The sequence below is a fragment of the Bariatricus sp. HCP28S3_A7 genome, from assembly GCF_052066375.1.
In the GTDB taxonomy this organism is placed as follows: domain Bacteria; phylum Bacillota; class Clostridia; order Lachnospirales; family Lachnospiraceae; genus Allocoprococcus.
This window is the reverse complement of sequence record NZ_JBQHSG010000025.1, coordinates 1-19,201: the sequence shown is the minus strand read 5'-3', so window position 1 is coordinate 19,201 and position 19,201 is coordinate 1. Positions and strand designations below refer to the sequence as shown.

Sequence of the window (19,201 nt, the reverse complement as noted above, 5' to 3'; positions counted from 1 at the left end):
GAGGGAGTAATCCTTCCGGGCTCGATTTTATTCTTCCGATTTCCGCAGTGCCTCTGTAATCCCTTTCACAGAATTAGAATACTGCAGTGGTGACATTCCGGTTTCTTTCTTGAACTGTTTGGAAAAATACGGCAGAGAACTGTAGGAAAGATAATAGGCAATCTCGGTCAGGTTCATATTGCCGTCGCGGATAATGTCTTTTGCACGGTCGATTTTCATCTTATTAAAATGTTCGATCACACCACATCCCAGCTTTTCGTGGAACAACGCCTGAAGGGCGGAGCGGCTGACGGAGAAGGAACTGCATATCTGGGGAACGGACAGGGACTCGCATATATGGAATTCCAGATATTGTATGACATGCTGAAACAGGATATTCTTACTGGAATCCTTTTCGTCGGAATTTTCGAGGCTTTCTGCGGCAACCGTATCCAGATGGAAATGCTTTGTAGGTCTCAACCGTTCTGACGATGCTCCCAGAGCGTGTATACTTTGATGGTTTCGGTGAACAGTGATCAAAAAGAGCTCCAGATAAAGCAGAATCAGCTGCTGCGAAGCAAAAGGGGTTTTCTCGCGCAAAAGAACCTGTTCGACTGAAGGAATGTGAATCGGTGTGGAAAATGTGTCTTTGGCTTCCGTGATGATCTGTGAGATCAGATAACGTTCACTTTTATCCAGTGTACAGCTCATATTTTCAAAATATTTCATGCCTTCTGAATGGCTGGTAAAGGAAATGGCCACCAGATTCGGCGCATTTTTCCCTATGGATTTGATCGCGTGAAATTCATTCGGCTTGTGGAAAATCACATCTCCTGTATTCAGTGTCAGCCATCGGTCATCGGAGCGCACCGATACCGTCCCCTTATCTACATATAAAAACTCCCAAAAGTCATGTGCCTCTCCGCGAAATACGAAATCTTTCATATATTCAAAATAATGAAGCGTGATGATAGAATCAATGACGATTTCACGGTGCAGATTTGTCTTGATATAAGTCATTTTTACCATCTCCTGAGCTTTAAAATCCATTTCTTTGGTCAATATTATACCAGATTAAGGACAATAAGACAATAAGGATAGACAATCACGTAAGCAGAGTTGTGCAAAATAAATTATAATAAATTCATAGAAATGATGAATATAGGCATAATTGCCAAAGGAAAGGAACAATATGACAAGCGTAAATGTAAACAATCTGGAGATTCAAGTGAATGAGAGCGGACATGTCACATTTACCAGAGATGGTGTGACATGGAAATTCAGAGAAGGTTTTCAGCCCAGACTGGAATGCGAAGAGGGAATTCTGAATTTTGAAGACGCGCTTTCAATCAGCCGCGATGTCATTACATCCGGAGTTGGGGAAGGAATCCGGAGCCATTATGAGGGATTTAAAGCTGGGAATCAGACTGTGCCTTATTCCTTCGATACGATTGTATGGGTTGAAGCGGCAAGCAGTGATGTGTTCTTCGAATGGGTTCCGCTTAACGAGGAAGGACTTACGGTTCGGAAGATCTATTGGCCTGGTGAGATGGAGTTTGATGAAAAGAACGAGAAGTGGTATACGCTTCTGAATCATCAGCAGGGGCTCCTGATACCGAATACCTGGGAGACTGAGATGGCTCCTATCCCATTTGACGGATTTTTCGGGACAGCGGGCGGATATATGCCATGGTACGGGCAGGTCAAAGACCGCGCAGGATATATTGCGATTTGTGTAACGCCGTGGAATGCAGGATATTATGCGGAACATCCGACAGGTGGACCGTATACACATGTGGGTACATGGCATGAGCCGAGTCTCGGGAAAATGGAGTATCGCCGAATCATGAGATACAGTTTCCTGAATGACTGTGACTACAACGATCTCTGCAAGGTGTACAGAACCTATGTGAAAGAACAGGGACGGCTTAAGACGCTGGCTGAAAAGGCGGCAAAGAATCCGTCGGTAGATGATTTGATTGGATGTGCATTTGTACATAAAGGAATCAAGACGGCTGTCCAGGAAAATTCCGATTTCTTCGATCCGGCAGATCCGGAGAAGAATAATCGTGTTGTCACGTTCGCGGAGCGTGAGAAGGAAATGCGCGAGCTTCATGAGCTGGGTGTGGAGAAGCTTTACCTGCATCTTGACGGATGGGCTCAGCCGGGGTATGATAATCAGCATCCGGATTACACGCCGGCATGCGCGGAAGCGGGCGGCTGGGAAGGAATGAAATCCCTAGCCGACACAATGCAGGAACTGGGATACATGTTTGGGATTCATGACCAGTACAGGGATTATTATCTGACCGCACCGAGCTATGACGAGCATTATGCGTGCGTGCTTGCAGACGGCACGGTACCGGGACATAAGAGATGGGCGGGCGGACCGCAGACATTTCTTTGCGGAACACAGGCACCTTACTATGTGAAACGGAATTTCAGCAGCCTGGAAGAGCATGACATTCATCTGGACTGTGCATATCTGGATGTATTTACCTGTAATGAAGGGGATGAATGTGCAAACCCATATCACAGAATGACACGGAAAGACTGCTATGATTACAGAAACCGATGCTTTGAATACCTGCTCTCCAAGAACATTCTTCCGAGTTCGGAAGAGGTGAGCGACTGGAGTGTACCGAGCCTGGTGTTCTGCCATTACGCACCGTATGATTTCATGATGCGTGCTCCGGGGACACCGAAGGAAGGGATTCCGGTTCCGCTATATAATCTGGTCTATCATGACTGTGTGATTGAACCGTGGATGATGGACAGAGTAAGTGAAAAGGAAGATTATATGCTGTATGCGCTTCTCAACGGCGGGGCGCCGTATCTGATCCGCGAAGGAGCATATCCGAATACAGACGGTTCTTTTGAGTCGGATGTGAAAGGAACGATTGAAGAAGATATCAGAAGATGTAAAGTAGTAAGTGATCTGCACGAGAAAGTGGCCAAGTGTGAAATGGTTCGTCATGAACTGGTAAACGGGGATGCTAATGTTCAGAAAACCACATTTGCCGATGGCACAACAGTCACGGTTGATTTTGAAAAACAGACTTATGAGATTGCATAGTAGAAATATGTAATTACACATAAAGGAGAGAATGATAATGGGAAGATGTATCACGGTTGCGATTGCGGGACTTGGCAGCAGGGGAAGAGATACATATGCCAAAGCTGCAAAGATTTTCCCGGAAAAGATGAAAATAGTCGCAATTGCCGATGTGGATCCGGAAAAGGTCAGACTTACAGCCGAAGAGTATGACATACCGGAGGAAAAATGTTTTTCCAGCGCAGAGGAAATGCTGAAACAAGAGAAACTTGCGGATGTTATGTTTATTGCAACGCAGGACAGACAGCATGTAGGACATGCAATACCGGCCCTCAGAAAAGGATACCATTTACTTCTTGAGAAGCCGATTTCGCCGGAGCTTGATGAGTGCAGAGAACTGGTGAGAGTAGCACGGGAATGTGACCGGAAAGTTGTGGTGTGCCATGTACTTCGTTACACACCGATCTACAGAAAAGTAAAGGAACTTCTGGATGCCGGAAAAATCGGGGCTGTGGTATCCATTATGGCTGTAGAAAATGTAGGATGGTACCACATGGCACACAGCTTTGTGAGAGGAAACTGGTCAAATTCCAATGAAACGAGTCCGATGATCCTGCAAAAGTGTTGCCACGATATGGATTTATATCTGTGGTTGGCAGGAAAGAAATGTGATTCGTTGAGTTCGTTCGGAAGCACCTATCTTTTCAAAAAGGAAAAGGCACCGGAAGGTTGTGCGATGCGGTGTATGGACGGATGCAAAGCGAAAGAAACATGTCCGTTCGATGCAGAGGCGATCTATCTGGATAATAAGGCCGCCGGATATCGCAAGGGAAACAGAAACTGGCCGCTAGATGTGCTGGTCCCGGATGGAGTGACAGAAGAGAAGCTGTACGATGCAATCCGGGAAGGACGTTACGGCAGATGTGTATATCATTGTGACAACAATGTAGTTGACCATCAGGTCGTGAATCTGAACATGACAGACGGAACGACGATGAGCTTTACGATGTGCGGCTTTACAGCAGAAATTGCCAGATACGCCAAATTCATGGGCACCGAAGGTGAGATGATCGTGAATATGGCAGGAGAAATAGAAGATAATGAAATTGTAATCCGCAGATTTAACGCAGATGTCACAGAAGAAAGAATTGATGTGGCAAGTCTTTCGGATGATTTCTCAGGACATGGCGGCGGAGATGTGAAGATGATCGAAGAATTCCTGGATGTACTTAGCGGAGAAAAGGAGGAAAGCCCGTATGTGACATCTCTGGAACAGTCGATGGAAAGTCATTATTGTGCGCTTGCAGCGGAAGAATCACGGCTGCATGGCGGAAGAGTGGTGGAACTGGATACGTTCCGTAATTAAGATATGCGGCTTCTCGGGGGAATGAGAAGCATCATATAAATCACTGTCTTCTGAACGGCCAGGTTCAGTAAGATAAAATCCAATAACCTAGAAGAAAAGGAGTGTGTAAATTATGAAAAAGAATTTCAAAAAACTGGCAGCAGCAGGACTGGTAGCAGTTATGGGCGTATCTCTTTTGGCAGGATGCGGCGGCAAAGAAGAAGGCGGATCAGCAAGCTCAGGCGGAAAAACAGAATTAACCTTCGGTATCTGGGATGAGAATCAGAGACCGGCTATGGAAGCTATGGTAGAAGCTTATGAAAAAGAACATGAAGATGTAACAATCGAGATCCAGCTTACACCATACAAAGGTGGAGAATACTGGACAAAACTGGAAGCAGCAGCAACCGGCGGAAAAGCTCCGGATGTATTCTGGCTCAACGTACTGCATCTTGACTCTTATGTAGAAGGCGGAATCCTTGCAGATCTGACAGATGCAGTTGCAGCTTCTGATATCAACGACAGCTTCCCGGAAGCTCTGGTAAATAACTACGTTCGTGATGGTGTAAACTACGCAGTACCGAAAGATTTCGATACCAATGCTTTATGGTATAACAAAGAAATCTTTGACAAAGCAAATGTGGAATATCCGACAGACGATATGACTTATGAAGATCTGCTTGCTAAGGCAGAAGAATTACAGGCAGCAGGACTGGATGACGGTGTATATCCATTCGCATGCCCGGTTGACTTCCAGACATGGTACTATCAGACCGTATACGCTAACGGCGGATACATTTTAAATGAAGATAAGACAGAAACAGGATATACAGATCCGAAGACAATGGAAGGTATCCAGTGCTGGATCGACTTCATCGACAAAGGGCTCTCTCCGAGTGCAGCATCCCTTGCAGAAACCTCTGCTGATGCTATGTTCGAAGGAAACCAGCTTGCTATGAACTTTGCAGGTTCTTACATGGTTCCGGAATATGCAGGCAACGATGCAATCGCTGACAAGATCGACTGTGTAGAAATCCCGACCTTCAACGGTGTAGAAGACAACTGTATCAACGGTCTCGGATATGCAGTATACGAAGGCAGCAAGAATAAAGATGCAGCGATCGAATTCGCAATCTGGCTTGGAAGCGCTGAAGCTCAGAAGATCCAGGGCGAAACCGGTGTAGTTATCTCTGCAAGATCTGATGCTCAGGAATACTTCGCAAAAGCGAACGAAGCTTACAACCTTGCAGCATACACCAACCATTCAGAAGAAGCTTATCCGCTTCCAGTTTGCTCTGTAGCAGCAGAACTTTACGATATGGAAGCAAACTACCTGAAACAGGCTTACAGCGGAGAACTGACTCTGGCAGATGCCTGTGCACAGCTTAAGGAAGAAGCAGACGCTCTCCTTGCAAAATAGTAGATGAAGTAGGTGAGAATATGACTGGTGGTAAAGTGAAAACGACTGTGCCGAAGAAAAAAGCAACGAGCCGCCAGAAAAAAGACTGGTTTGCGGCGTACGTATTTATCGCGCCGGTTACCATTGGACTTCTGGTGTTCTATATCTGGCCCTTTATTCAGAACGTGTGGTTCAGTTTTAATGATGTAAATAAATTTAATGTATCAACATTTGTCGGACTTCAGAATTATATTGAGATGTTCCAGGATAAAGAGGTGTGGAGAACCTTCGGTAATACGCTGAAATATGTAATCATCACTGTACCGGTTGGATTATTCCTGTCAATCTGCATTGCAGCACTTATGAATTCCAAAATTAAAGGAACGTCCATTTACAGAACATTGTATTTCCTTCCATCCGTAACAATGGCAGCGGCAGTTTCCATGGTATGGAAATGGATCTACAATGAAAAAATGGGTATTCTTAACAGCGCGATTCGTGCCCTTGGAGGAGAAGGGCACGGATGGCTGACAGACCCGAAGACAGCACTATATTGCATCATGATAGTTGGTCTGTGGATGACTGTCGGATATAATATGATTATTCTTCTGGCAGGTATGCAGGGAATTTCAAAATCTTATTATGAAGCGGCGGCAATTGACGGAGCTGGTCCTTTCGCTCAGTTCTTCAAGATTACGATTCCGATGCTGTCACCAACGATTTTCTTCGTTATGATTACTTCTATCATCAGTGGATTCCAGGTATTCGATGTAATCTACATGATGGTAGGAAAGACAAATCCGGCGTACGAATCTACCCAGACAGTAGTAATGCTGTTCTATCGGAAGGCATTCGACTACGGATATAAAGGATATGCAGCAGCTATTTCAATCTTTATCTTCGCGATCATCATGCTGATTACAGTATTCCAGCTGATTGGTCAGAAGAAATGGGTTAATTACGACTAGGAAGGAGAAAAAAGATGAAAAACAAAGCAAATGTAAGACATTTTTTCGTGCATCTGATTCTTCTTGCCGGTGTCGGAATCATGGTGTTCCCATTTATCTGGATGGTGCTTACATCATTTAAGAGCGTTGGTGAGGCAATGCAGATCCCGCCGACCATCTTCCCGAAGCAGTTCCTGACTGATGCATATTCACAGATTGTTACGGCACTCCCGTTTGCAAGGGTGTACCTGAACACAATCATTTCAACGGTAGTTACAACTGTGGTACAGGTATCTTTCTGTTCCATGGCGGCATATGGATTTGCCAGAATCGACTTCCCGTTCAAAAACATTATTTTTGTCATTATTTTATCAGTACTTATGGTTCCGGGACAGATTTTCCTGATTCCTCAGTATCTGATCATCCAGAAGATGGGTCTTCTGGACACGATTCCGGCTCTGTTCATTCCGAACCTTTTCAGTGCGTTCGGTACATTCCTTCTGAGACAGTTCTTCATGTCTCTGCCGAAGGAACTGGAAGAGGCAGCGCTGCTTGACGGATGCAACCGTTTCCAGATTTTTGGAAAGATCATGCTTCCGCTCATAAAACCGGGTATTGTATCACTGGTAATCTTTACAGCGAAGTTTGCATGGAATGACTTTATGTGGCCGTTGATCGTAAATACATCACCGAAGATGATGACACTTGGTCCTGCCCTTTCTACATTGCAGGGACAGTACACAACCAAGTATCCGATGCAGATGGCCGGAGCAGTTATGGCGGTTATCCCGATCATCGTACTGTTCTTTATTTTCCAGAAGCAGTTCATCGAAGGTGTTGCGCAGTCCGGAATTAAAGGTTAAATAAAACAGTTCCAAAATAGAGGCGGTTTCCTTCAGGGGAAATCGCCTTTTTTGGCAGGAGGTATATCTCGGATGGGAGAATTAGAGAATAATAAAAAAGTGACAGAGATTCCCGAAGACGGAGAACTCTATAACAGTACGGATCCGGCTCTGTACGAAAAACAATGGAAAATGAATGATCTGATGTATGAGTTCAATCATACCAGGCCTTCTGACCGGGAAAGATTAAAAGAAATACTGAAAGAGCTTCTGGGCTCTGTCGGAGAAGACTGTGTGATTGAACCGCCTCTCCGTGTGAATTGGGGCTGCAATTGCTATCTTGGGAGAAATGTGTATGTGAACTTTAACCTGACCGTTGTGGACGATGCGGATGTGATCATTGGAGATGACGTGATGATCGGACCGAATGTCACCATCGCTACGGCGGAACATCCGCTTGACGCCGGTCTTCGCCGCCAGGGTATGCAGTATAACCGGGCGGTCCGCATTGGAAATGGAGTCTGGCTTGGCGCCGGTGTGATCGTATTGCCGGGCGTGACGATTGGAGACAATACAACCATCGGCGCGGGAAGCGTTGTGACGAAAGATATTCCGGCAAATGTAGTGGCGTACGGAGTGCCCTGCAGGGTACAGAAAATACTGTGAGTCAGGCCATAATAATATAGCGATTTTATAATATGGAAAAGTCCCTGCTGCGTTTTGTGCGACAGGGACTTTTGATTGCCAGGCATATGCGAAAAAGGTCCAGTGGGCCTTTTTTCATTTAATGGCTATGATAATGGGTGCCTCGATTATATTACTCTATCATAAATCCATCCGGATTTTCGGGAGCGGGAGGAGTCTCCGGTTCATATTTCTTGAAGATCCGGTCGAAAATAATGCAGGCTGTAAAAGCAATAACGGAGAATCCGCAGACTCCGCTGAGCATGATCACAAGGGCAAATGTATTCACAGAGTACAGGCAGAGAAATATAATAATTCCGTGAAGCAGGAAAAGCAGAATACTGTATGGAAGATGGCCAACCGTCATCAGCACAGCATTTTTGATTGCCTGTTTGGTCGTACATACGAAATGCGAGATGATCGGGAACACATAAATAAATATGCATGCAAGGATTCCGCATACAATCCAGAGAGCGACACGGATAATTGCAAAAATTGTAGTATCCTGGGAATTAATAATATAGAAATCCATTCCAAGGATTACAACAGCTGCAAGAAAAAGCAACCATACAACCGTACTCTGTTTGAAATTCTGTCGGAATGATTTCCAGAAGTTCTGCCATATATAAGGATCTTCTCCGCGGAGCATCTTCAGGCACACGTAGTAGAGTGCGCTGATCGAAGCACCGATCGTGATGATGGGAATGCAGCTCAGAATGAAAATGAGATTCAGCACGATCAGATCGAACATTTTTGACAGAAACTGCATCACCGGATTGTCGATATTGAATAATCTGTTCATTGGGAATACCTCTTTTCTTTATGTAAAATATTCTAAATACAGTATACTGAAAAGGCAGGGGAAAAGCAATGAAAAACGGAAGATGAAAATGTGAAAAGTCTATGAAAAACACAAGAATGAGATGCATTTCAAAGTAAATATGTTATACTTTCAAAAGGGGATTACACGTTCCTTCGAAGGCATAGAAAAACGAAAAAAGAAACAGGAGAAATACCAATGGAGCACAAGTATGAATCGGATCTGACGAAGAAAGAAAAAAGACAGATGGAAATTGAAAAACTGAAATCCATGAACTTTATGGAAAAGCTGGATTACATATGGACGTATTACAAACTATGGTTTGCCGGTGCTCTGGCGGTGGTTGCCCTCATTTATCTGGGATTTACAATGTATCAGGGAATGCAGAAAAATGAGGTCGTGAGTGTTGCAATTCTTGGTGCCAATATGGATGCGGATCAGATCGAAACGCTGCGTGATGATGTGAAAGACTGGATGGGGGCTGAGGGAAAAAACGATGTTGTTACGATCAATGCGAACCTCAGTGCGGACAACGAAGAGTCGAATTCGAAAATCGCGCTTACGACACTCATTGGAGCACAGTCGGTCGATGTGCTGATCTGTACGCAGGAAATCTATGAGGATTATGCAGAACAGGATGGATTTATATCCGGCAGTCTGATTTTTGCAAATACCGGATTTATAAAAGAAACGTTTGGTCTGAATTATGACGAGGTATATGTGGCCATCCTAGTAAATGCACCGCACAGCGACGGAGCAGAGAGGTTTGTGGAATATCTCACCGAAAATGCGGATCAAGAACCGACAGAAACAGAAAACTGAGTAAAAAGTAGAGAATTATAAAGTAATGGAGAGAAATATTCCAACATCAGGAAAAACGCTTGACGAATTTTACCAAAACCTTTACAATATTAGTGCGGAAAACCGCATGATTGGGGTTATAAGATAAGGGGAGCGACGGCTTTATTCAGTTTGTAAAGTCGTGCTTTTCATGTTTTATATACATCTATTTTTTCAATCAAATACGAGGAGGAAAAGTAAAATGGCAACAAAATGGGTTTACATGTTTACAGAAGGTAACGCTACCATGAGAAACCTGCTTGGTGGAAAAGGTGCCAACCTTGCTGAAATGACCGCTTTAGGACTTCCGGTACCTCAGGGCTTCACAATCACAACAGAAGCTTGTACACAGTACTATGAAGACGGAAGACAGATCAATGATGAAATCATGGCACAGATCATGGAAGCTATCACAAAGATGGAAGAAGTCACAGGAAAGAAATTCGGTGACAAAGAGAATCCTCTTCTTGTTTCAGTTCGTTCTGGTGCAAGAGCATCTATGCCAGGTATGATGGATACAATCCTGAACCTTGGTCTGAACGAAGAAGTTGTCGCTGTACTTGCTGAAAAGTCCGGCAATGCTCGTTGGGCTTGGGACTGCTACAGAAGATTTATCCAGATGTATTCAGATGTAGTTATGGAAGTAGGTAAGAAATACTTCGAAGAACTGATCGACAAGATGAAAGCTGAAAGAGGCGTTAAACAGGACGTTGAACTTACAGCAGACGATCTGAAAGAACTTGCTAATCAGTTCAAAGCTGAATATAAAGAAAAAATCGGTGCTGATTTCCCGTCTGATCCGAAGGAACAGTTAATGGGAGCAATCAAAGCCGTATTCCGTTCTTGGGACAACCCGAGAGCTAACGTATATCGTCGTGATAACGATATCCCGTATTCATGGGGAACTGCTGTTAACGTACAGATGATGGCATTCGGTAACATGGGTGATGACTGTGGTACAGGTGTTGCATTTACACGTGACCCGGCTACAGGAAATAACGGACTGTTCGGAGAATTCCTTACAAATGCTCAGGGTGAAGACGTTGTTGCCGGTGTTCGTACACCAATGCACATTTCTGAAATGGAAGAGAAATTCCCGGAAGCATTCAAACAGTTCAAAGAAGTATGCAAGACGCTGGAAACACACTACAGAGATATGCAGGATATGGAGTTTACTGTTGAACATGGTAAACTGTACATGCTTCAGACACGTAACGGTAAGAGAACCGCTCAGGCTGCTCTGAAGATCGCATGTGATCTTGTTGATGAAGGAATGAGAACAGAAGAAGAGGCAGTTGCAATGATCGATCCTCGTAACCTGGATACACTGCTTCATCCGCAGTTTGATGCTGCAGCACTTAAGGCTGCTACACCAATGGCAAAAGCACTTGGAGCTTCTCCTGGAGCTGCCTGCGGTAAGATCGTATTTACAGCTGATGACGCTGTTGAATGGGCTGCAAGAGGAGAAAAAGTTGTTCTTGTACGTCTTGAAACTTCACCGGAAGATATTACAGGTATGAAATCTGCTCAGGGTATCCTGACAGTTCGTGGTGGTATGACATCTCACGCTGCTGTAGTAGCTCGTGGTATGGGAACCTGCTGTGTATCCGGATGCGGCGATATCACAATGGATGAAGAAAACAAGAAATTCACATTAGGCGGAAAAGAATTCCATGAAGGAGATCCGATCTCTCTTGATGGATCTACAGGTAACATCTATGATGGAATCATCCCGACTGTTGATGCTACGATCGCAGGCGAATTCGGAAGAATCATGGGATGGGCTGACAAATACAGAACAATGAAAGTTCGTACAAATGCTGATACACCGGCAGATGCTAAGAAAGCTCGTGAACTTGGAGCAGAAGGTATCGGACTTTGCCGTACAGAGCATATGTTCTTCGAAGGAAACAGAATTGATGCATTCCGTGAAATGATCTGTGCTGAGACTGTAGAAGAAAGAGAAGCTGCACTTGAGAAAATCCTTCCGGAACAGCAGGGAGACTTCGAAGCACTTTACGAAGCACTGGAAGGAAATCCGGTTACTATCCGTTTCCTTGACCCGCCGCTTCATGAATTCGTTCCGACAGAAGAAGAAGATATCAAGAAACTTGCTGATGCTCAGGGTAAGACTGTAGAGCAGATCAAAGCTATTATCGATTCTCTGCATGAATTCAACCCAATGATGGGACATCGTGGATGCCGTCTTGCTGTAACTTATCCGGAAATCGCTAAGATGCAGACAAAGGCTGTTATCCGTGCAGCTATCAATGTTAAAAAAGCTCATCCGGATTGGGCAGTTAAACCGGAAATCATGATTCCGCTGGTTGGCGAGATCAAAGAGTTAAAATACGTTAAGAAATTCGTTGTTGAGACTGCAGACGCAGAAATCGCTGCTGCAGGCATCGACCTTGAATACGAAGTAGGTACTATGATCGAGATCCCAAGAGCTGCTCTTACAGCTGATGAGATCGCTAAAGAAGCTGACTTCTTCTGCTTCGGTACAAACGACTTGACACAGATGACATTCGGCTTCTCACGTGATGACGCTGGTAAGTTCCTGAACGCATACTATGATGCTAAGATCTTCGAGAATGATCCGTTTGCTAAACTTGATCAGAATGGTGTTGGTAAGTTAATGGAAATGGCTATTAACTTAGGAAAACCGGTTAATCCGAAGCTTCACATCGGTATCTGTGGAGAGCACGGTGGAGATCCGTCTTCTGTAGAATTCTGCAACAAGATCGGTCTTGACTATGTATCTTGCTCACCATTCCGTGTACCGATCGCACGTCTGGCTGCAGCACAGGCTGCTATCGCTCAGAAGTAATGCACCGCTGGTGACTGTGGCGGAGCAAAGTCCATTTACCAGTTTGGTGCAAAAATGATTTTGCAATAACTTAATAAGAATTAGACCTTGAGGAAGAAATTCCCCAAGGTCTTTTTTTGCCAAAAACAGCGAAAAACCTTGAAAAAACAAGGAAATCTGTTGATAAAATTCTTTTTTTATTGATACATGGAACCAAACACAGCGGCTTTTTAGGGCAGTAGAAGAAGCAAATGAGATTTGCACCAAAGAGCAAAATGACGTTTGCACCATGACAGTGACAGGTATAAAGAAATTAATTAGTTAATAAAAAAACTCCCATTTCACTTATCGTGTGATGGGAGTTTTTTTGTCATGCATACGTCAAAAAAGTCCAGGGGATCTTTTTAAGTGGTGCGCCGGGCGAGGAGTGGATTTATTATTAGAATAGATTTATTTGATTACAGCCGTAAATTTAAATGAATCAAACGGTTACAAATAACAAAAGGTGTATTGCAGCCGTAATTGATAATTAAAATTCACGGTTATATTCTGGAAAAGTTATTTTTCAGCCGTAATGGTGGAGAGGGTAAAATTACACTATATCACATTCAAGAATTTGATAAAGAGAGGAAGGTTTATGAATAAGGAAAAAGTCTGTGGTGTAAACTATGTCTTTCACGCAAGTGGAAATGCTGGTGGGATGACACCACTATTGGATAGAGAAGAGAAACCGGTTATTTCTTCGATAATCAATAGATAAATATAAGTCGGGAGGGTTCCTCGTATGAAGAAAAAGAAGATAGTTATTGTTACAATAATAGTCATAGGTGTACTGGTTTTATCCTTTTTTATTGGAGCGGGATTTAGAAGGAGAACAGATGTGGTATTAACTGAATATTCCGTATCAGAAGATGGAAAAAAGTTGAATTTCAATGTCGGGGTTATGTCGTCTATGGGATATATAAGAGGTTTTAAGGATGGTGGTGGTGGGGTAAAACCACATTACCTTACTTTTTTTTCAACTTTTGGAGGACTTAATAGTTCATTTGGTGCAAAAAGCGAATTTGAATTAGACTTGGATGAAAATGATGCAGAAATCTATTTTTGTCGTGCAGATGGTGGATATGAACTTGTGTTACAAAAGAATGTTGATACAGGTGAATGGACGAAACCTGCTTCCGCTCAAACAGAACCATCTGTAATCAAGACTTATGAGGTGACGAACTCAGAATTCGTTGAAGAATATTTTGAAAATGATAAGCTGGTTACTATGGTCAGGTATTATGAAATGAGTGACGAGACTTGGAAAACAGACGATTATACATACCAATATAGATTGGAAATTACAGGTAGAATGAATAATTCAACTAAAGACAGCACATTTGTCTTCTTGAGTAATATAAAAGATATTACATTTGAACAAGCTTGGAAGGCAAGCGGATTTAGCAGTAATATGGATGACTATTTCGATGAAGAAGATGCAAAATTTGTGGCTATGAAATAGATCTATCAGATGAGGGATGACTCCCGCCTATGTAGGCGAAAATGTGAAAGTGTTGCTCCTTGTAAATGATGAACGATATCAATGGAGAACCATCCCGCGTATACAGAAAACGTTTTTAAGTGCATTTCCTTCATCTACAAAGAAGCATATTAGAATGAAATCAGCATTTCGTTACAAACATATTTATCTGCACATTTATTGCTATCAAGAGAATTTAATTGATATTTTCTGTTATTTAGTATATACTATGTATATACTAAGCATAAGGAGGTATCTATATGCAAGCACAGGTAAAAGAATGGGGAAATAGTCAAGGAATTAGATTGCCAAAAGAAGTGTTGAGAAGTGCAGGAGTCACATTGAATGAGTTTTTGGATGTCACGGTATCAAATGGTGTAATCACTTTGGTGAAACCATTTCGTCATAAAACTTTGGAAGAGAGAGCCGCTGAGTTTGATGGAAAGCTAATGCTTGATGGCGAATATGATTGGGGTGAACCTGCCGGAAGAGAGGTATGGTAATGGAATTTTTACATCAAGGAGATATTCTCAAGATTGAAAAAATAAAACATCCCGTATTGGTGGTTAGTAAGGATTTTTTTAATACTAGTGGTGAAATAATTGGATGTCCAATTATTAAAAATTCTACTCCGGGTCCTCTTCATATATGGATGGATACAGAAGAAAATGAAGGCTATATACAATGTGAAAAACTTGCGTTGTTAGATATGTCGCTTCGTGGTTACAAGAAAGTAGATAGATTGCCAATTTCAGAAATGATTAACGTATCTGATGCTATTCAGGGAATTTTTGAATACATTTGATGATGAGAAATCTAATATGAGAAAGATTTGAATTGACCAGGGGATTGTGATAGGTGGTAGGTGCAGAGCAAATAAGATAAAATATCACGGAGGTACTTATGGCGGAAACAAAAAGCAGGCGTAGATGATACGGTCTGCAAATTGATTAAAGAGTGCTATCAGTTTGAGCAACCGAAAAAGGTCAACCTTGTCAAAAGTGAGGAGATTACAACTATAAGAGAAATAATAAGCAGAATTGATGGAGAAGGTATTCTGGTTTTATGTGAAAGATAAAGGAGAAAAATGCTAGTTAAGTTTTATGATAAGATTGATGATGATTTGTTGAAATTTGCTGTTATAATTTCCAAATCAAATAGTAAATGGGTGTTTTGTAAACATAGAGATAGAGATACTTATGAAGTACCAGGTGGTCATAGAGAAGCTGGAGAGTTTGAAGAAGAATTGCACAGTGAAATGGAAAAGGTGGTCTTGCTGGATGAATTACCAGATGAATGGACTTATCCGTTGATTCAGCCGTTACTGATTGCGGAGTATGAGAGAAGAAAGTAAATTCGAATTTATTTGGTTTTGCCGGATAGAGGTGACTTTTTATGAATTGATCGGAGATTTTCTTCTTTAGATGAAGCAGAAATAGGTGGTTGAAAGGAACTTGTTTTAAGTGTCCTTCCATCCACCTTAAACCCAACAGGCGGCTATCGCTCAGAAGTTGTACACTGTTGGTGATAGGAATAAGAAATTAAATAGTTAAAAAAGGAACTTCCATTGCACTTATTTTGCGTGGGAGTTTTTGATATACATATGGAGTTTGGCATATGCGCTTTTCCGATTGTATGAAATAATCGAAAAATATTTATTTGACTCAGTTCTTGCGTATTTGACAATGATATACTATTATAGAAAAGTAATATATTTACATAAGTAAGGAGAGAGTAAAGTGAATAACGTAGAAAACAAAGGAGCGGAGTATGATTTTTATGGGAAACTTCCTCTTAAAAAAGCAATTCCGTTGGGACTTCAACATGTTTTGGCAATGTTTGTAGGTAACCTTACGCCGCTGCTTATTATTACGGGAGCATGTGGGCTGGTAGGTGCTGAATTTGCGGATCTTCAGGTAGAACTGCTGCAGAATGCAATGATCGTGGCTGGTATTGTCACGCTGGTTCAGCTTTATGCAATCGGACCAATCGGAGGGAAGGTGCCGATCATCATGGGTACCAGTTCCGGATTCATAGGAGTATTTAATAGTGTGGTAGGTGTCACGGGAGGCGGTGTAGCTGCGTATGGTGCCATCATGGGAGCCTCTGTTCTGGGCGGTTTGTTTGAAAGTGTGCTTGGATTTTTGATCAAACCTTTGAGAAAATTCTTCCCGGCAGTCGTGACCGGAACGGTAGTACTTTCCATCGGATTGTCATTGATCGGAGTGGGTGTCAATTCATTTGGAGGAGGAAATAATGCGAACGACTTTGGTTCTGTAGAGAATCTGCTTCTGGGATTCCTTGTGCTGGTGGTGATTATTATCCTTAAACATGGAACGACCGGAATGACCAGCGCGTCCTCCATTTTAATTGGAATTATCGTAGGTTACATAGCAGCGGCCATCATGGGAGCTGTACTTCCGCACACCGCTGTCAATGCTGAGGGTGTGGAGTATACGGAGGCATGGGTGTTGAATTGGGATAAAGTAGCGCAGGCAGAATGGATCGCACTGCCGTCTTTGCTCCCGGTAAAGTTGAGATTTGATCTTCGTGCGATTATTCCTGTCCTGATCATGTTTGTTGTGACGGCCGTGGAGACGGTCGGCGATATTTCCGGTGTTATGGAAGGCGGAATGGGAAGAGAGGCGACAGACAGTGAGCTTTCCGGAGGTGTGGTATGTGACGGAGTCGGCTCCAGTTTCGCAGCGCTTTTTGGAGTGCTTCCGAATACTTCTTTCAGCCAGAATGTCGGTCTGGTAACGATGACGAAGATCGTAAACCGCGGTGCTCTTGCAATCGGTGCGTTATTTTTGATTCTTTGCGGACTGTTCCCGAAACTGGCAGCGCTGATCTCCATTATGCCGCAGAGTGTCCTGGGAGGTGCAGCTGTTATGATGTTCTCATCCATTGTCATTAGTGGTATTCAGCTTATAACAAAAGAGACGTTGACGATGCGGAATATTACTATCGTATCGGTTGCATTGGGATTGGGATATGGAATTGGTGTGAACAGCGGCATTTTATCGCAGCTGCCGCAGGCACTTCAGCTTGTGTTCGGCGGATCCGGAATTGTACCGGCTGCGATTATTGCGATTGTTTTGAATATTGCACTTCCAAAAGAAAAGGAAGTATAAAACAGAAGATGTGGCCTTTGGTAAAAGGACGTGAATACAGCATCCGCAGGTGCCTACCTCCGGATGCTGTATCCGCGTCCGCCCACATAATTTACCCCATTAATCACCGTAAAAGCATAGGGGTCTACCGTATAAATCATTTTCTTAACAGAACTGACTTTATTATAAGGCAGAATAGTCAGTATGACTTTTGCTTTCTCTTTTTGATATCCGCTTTCAGCATTTAATAATGTAACTCCGGTATCAAATGTCTTCAGCAGATGTTCACGGATCGTCTCGCGTTCTTTTGAGAAAATCAACAGCTGTACTTTGGATTCACCCTGTGTGATGATTTTGTTTACCATGATGCTGCTGCACAGAATGACGACAATTCCGTAAACCGTTGAAAGAAGCGGTTTGGATACGGATTGATACAAAATGATCACGAAATCACAGACGTACATGACTGAAGACACCGGAATCTGGAATTTTTTGTTGAGGACGACTCCTAAAATATCAAAACCGCCGCTGGAACCATTTGCACGGAGAATCAGACCGGAGCCGATACCTAAGAGACAGCCTGCGAGCAGACTGCTCAGGAAAGGGTCGGCGGACAGCGCGTCGAATATTGTGATTCTGCCGAATAGTTCAAGAAGAGTCGGGAACAGAAAGGTCATGATCAGAGTCTTGAAAATGAACTCTTTTCCGGCAAAGATCCATCCCAGTGCAAAAAGAATCAGGTTGATGGCGAGTACGATCCAGGATAAAGGCAGGTTCATAAAACCAGACAGTATGACGGAAAGACCGGTCACACCGCCTGCCACAAAGCCCTGTGGAAGGACGAAAAGGCCAAATGCGGCAGCGGTCAGGGTCCCGCCGAAAATGATCATAATATAAGAAATAAATTTATTTTTCATATTTTTTACCTCCGGGCACTATTATAAAAGTAATGTGTCCGGAAAACTGTAGCGTATGCTACAAATAAGCTCCGTTTTTGAGGATTTGATATAAACCGTTCCGATCGGTGATCATAATTTTACCATAGTGGCTTTTCAGAAGGCCCTGATCGGCAAAAGCGGAAAGAACCCTTGATACGGTTACCCGGTTCAGACCCAGAGTTTCTGCGATTTCGGCGTGTGTATAAGGAAGGACATTGTCCAGAATTCCTTTGTCCCGGTTGGGGGAAGCCGTCTCTTCCAACAGAAAACTTGCAATGCGTTTTCGGCTGTCGTAGTTGGTGAGGCGGTATATCTGTCTTGAAAGATGATTACACGTCTCGCTTAAATGCTGGAAAAGGAGAACCATCAATTCGGGCGTTTCGCGCAGCAGTGGGATCAGGTCGGAGACCAGACAAGTGGCAAGGCGTACCTCGGTAACTGCGGCAACACTGGTTGGGCGAACATGATCACTCAGAAAAGAGGATTCGCCGAATATACGGCCTTTTTCCAGAATCTCCAGAGTCGTTTCACGCCCGGAAGAAGAAAGGGTATATACGCGGACTCTGCCTGATAGAATCAGGTATAAATAGTCGGCGGAATCATTTTGAAGATAGATAAATTCGCCTTTTTGATAGGTCTTCTGTGAGCCGATCGTACAAAAGATATCAAAGTATTTCTCGGGTATTTTAATCATAAGCGTTTCCTTTCCGGTATCAATATAATAGAATAATATGTATTTATTATAACAGATGGCTGATAAGAAGTGTCCGGGAAAATAAAAGATATTTGGATGGTGACGGATCTTCGACACTTACTAACTGAATAAAACCTCAAAAACCGCGTAACTGCGGCTTTTTTTATGTCAAATTTTATAAAAATATTTGTTGTATGTGTTGTGTGCTGTTGTG

Annotated in this window: 18 protein-coding genes; 14 read left to right on the top strand and 4 right to left on the bottom strand. The window is 43.1% G+C overall.

Annotation, left to right across the window (positions count from 1 at the left end; translation table 11 throughout):
- Positions 1-27: 27 nt before the first annotated feature.
- The gene (locus tag ACTNA4_RS13135; RefSeq protein ID WP_441018561.1) at positions 28-999 is read right to left on the bottom strand and encodes an AraC family transcriptional regulator; all 972 of its coding nucleotides are present in this window, start codon (positions 997-999) and stop codon (positions 28-30) included.
- Between the two features lie 172 nt (positions 1,000-1,171).
- Here ACTNA4_RS13135 and ACTNA4_RS13130 point away from each other — a divergent pair, with 172 nt between their 5' ends.
- The 6 genes from ACTNA4_RS13130 to ACTNA4_RS13105 all read left to right on the top strand — a co-directional run bounded on the left by ACTNA4_RS13130 (position 1,172) and on the right by ACTNA4_RS13105 (position 8,233).
- Complete coding sequence (locus ACTNA4_RS13130; RefSeq protein ID WP_441030511.1) at positions 1,172-3,055, top strand: DUF5696 domain-containing protein; 1,884 nt, start codon at positions 1,172-1,174, stop codon at positions 3,053-3,055.
- 37 nt (positions 3,056-3,092) lie between these two features.
- Positions 3,093-4,400: a Gfo/Idh/MocA family protein gene (locus tag ACTNA4_RS13125; RefSeq protein ID WP_427805425.1), complete on the top strand. Its 1,308-nt coding sequence runs from the start codon at positions 3,093-3,095 to the stop codon at positions 4,398-4,400.
- Between the two features lie 112 nt (positions 4,401-4,512).
- Positions 4,513-5,799 carry an ABC transporter substrate-binding protein gene (locus tag ACTNA4_RS13120; protein WP_441030509.1) on the top strand — a complete coding sequence of 429 codons (1,287 nt, stop codon included), beginning with the start codon at positions 4,513-4,515 and terminating at the stop codon, positions 5,797-5,799.
- 20 nt (positions 5,800-5,819) lie between these two features.
- Entirely contained in the window at positions 5,820-6,746 is a 927-nt protein-coding gene (locus tag ACTNA4_RS13115; RefSeq protein ID WP_427805429.1) for a carbohydrate ABC transporter permease, read from the top strand.
- A gap of 14 nt (positions 6,747-6,760) precedes the next feature.
- Positions 6,761-7,588, top strand: a complete 828-nt coding sequence (locus ACTNA4_RS13110; RefSeq protein WP_441030507.1) for a carbohydrate ABC transporter permease — start codon at positions 6,761-6,763, stop codon at positions 7,586-7,588.
- Positions 7,589-7,660: 72 nt separating this feature from the next.
- Positions 7,661-8,233 (top strand): sugar O-acetyltransferase, encoded by a 573-nt coding sequence (locus ACTNA4_RS13105; RefSeq protein ID WP_427805432.1) that lies wholly within the window; start codon positions 7,661-7,663, stop codon positions 8,231-8,233.
- Between the two features lie 151 nt (positions 8,234-8,384).
- Here the strand turns inward: ACTNA4_RS13105 and ACTNA4_RS13100 are convergent, their stop codons facing one another.
- Positions 8,385-9,053 carry a YesL family protein gene (locus ACTNA4_RS13100; RefSeq protein WP_427805434.1) on the bottom strand — a complete coding sequence of 223 codons (669 nt, stop codon included), beginning with the start codon at positions 9,051-9,053 and terminating at the stop codon, positions 8,385-8,387.
- 216 nt (positions 9,054-9,269) lie between these two features.
- Here ACTNA4_RS13100 and ACTNA4_RS13095 point away from each other — a divergent pair, with 216 nt between their 5' ends.
- The 8 genes from ACTNA4_RS13095 to ACTNA4_RS13060 all read left to right on the top strand — a co-directional run bounded on the left by ACTNA4_RS13095 (position 9,270) and on the right by ACTNA4_RS13060 (position 17,376).
- A complete protein-coding gene (locus ACTNA4_RS13095) occupies positions 9,270-9,893 on the top strand; it encodes a hypothetical protein (RefSeq protein ID WP_441030505.1) in 624 nt (207 codons plus the stop codon).
- 220 nt (positions 9,894-10,113) lie between these two features.
- Positions 10,114-12,741 carry a pyruvate, phosphate dikinase gene (gene ppdK, locus ACTNA4_RS13090; protein ID WP_427805436.1) on the top strand — a complete coding sequence of 876 codons (2,628 nt, stop codon included), beginning with the start codon at positions 10,114-10,116 and terminating at the stop codon, positions 12,739-12,741.
- Positions 12,742-13,357: 616 nt separating this feature from the next.
- Positions 13,358-13,480, top strand: a complete 123-nt coding sequence (locus ACTNA4_RS13085) for a DUF6440 family protein (protein ID WP_427805437.1) — start codon at positions 13,358-13,360, stop codon at positions 13,478-13,480.
- Between the two features lie 24 nt (positions 13,481-13,504).
- Entirely contained in the window at positions 13,505-14,224 is a 720-nt protein-coding gene (locus ACTNA4_RS13080; RefSeq protein WP_427805438.1) for a hypothetical protein, read from the top strand.
- Positions 14,225-14,502: 278 nt separating this feature from the next.
- Complete coding sequence (locus ACTNA4_RS13075; protein WP_427819092.1) at positions 14,503-14,745, top strand: AbrB/MazE/SpoVT family DNA-binding domain-containing protein; 243 nt, start codon at positions 14,503-14,505, stop codon at positions 14,743-14,745.
- Positions 14,745-15,047, top strand: a complete 303-nt coding sequence (locus ACTNA4_RS13070; RefSeq protein ID WP_441030503.1) for a type II toxin-antitoxin system PemK/MazF family toxin — start codon at positions 14,745-14,747, stop codon at positions 15,045-15,047. Before ACTNA4_RS13075 ends, ACTNA4_RS13070 begins: the two co-directional genes overlap by 1 nt.
- A 282-nt stretch (positions 15,048-15,329) precedes the next feature.
- Positions 15,330-15,596, top strand: coding sequence for a hypothetical protein (locus ACTNA4_RS13065; RefSeq protein ID WP_427819091.1), 267 nt, complete (start codon positions 15,330-15,332; stop codon positions 15,594-15,596).
- Between the two features lie 385 nt (positions 15,597-15,981).
- Complete coding sequence (locus ACTNA4_RS13060; RefSeq protein WP_441030501.1) at positions 15,982-17,376, top strand: uracil-xanthine permease family protein; 1,395 nt, start codon at positions 15,982-15,984, stop codon at positions 17,374-17,376.
- Between the two features lie 53 nt (positions 17,377-17,429).
- Here the strand turns inward: ACTNA4_RS13060 and ACTNA4_RS13055 are convergent, their stop codons facing one another.
- Positions 17,430-18,272, bottom strand: coding sequence for a YitT family protein (locus ACTNA4_RS13055; protein WP_427805448.1), 843 nt, complete (start codon positions 18,270-18,272; stop codon positions 17,430-17,432).
- 58 nt (positions 18,273-18,330) lie between these two features.
- On the bottom strand, positions 18,331-18,987 hold the full coding sequence (locus ACTNA4_RS13050; RefSeq protein WP_427805449.1) for a Crp/Fnr family transcriptional regulator: 657 nt from the start codon (positions 18,985-18,987) through the stop codon (positions 18,331-18,333).
- Between the last annotated feature and the right edge of the window lie 214 nt (positions 18,988-19,201).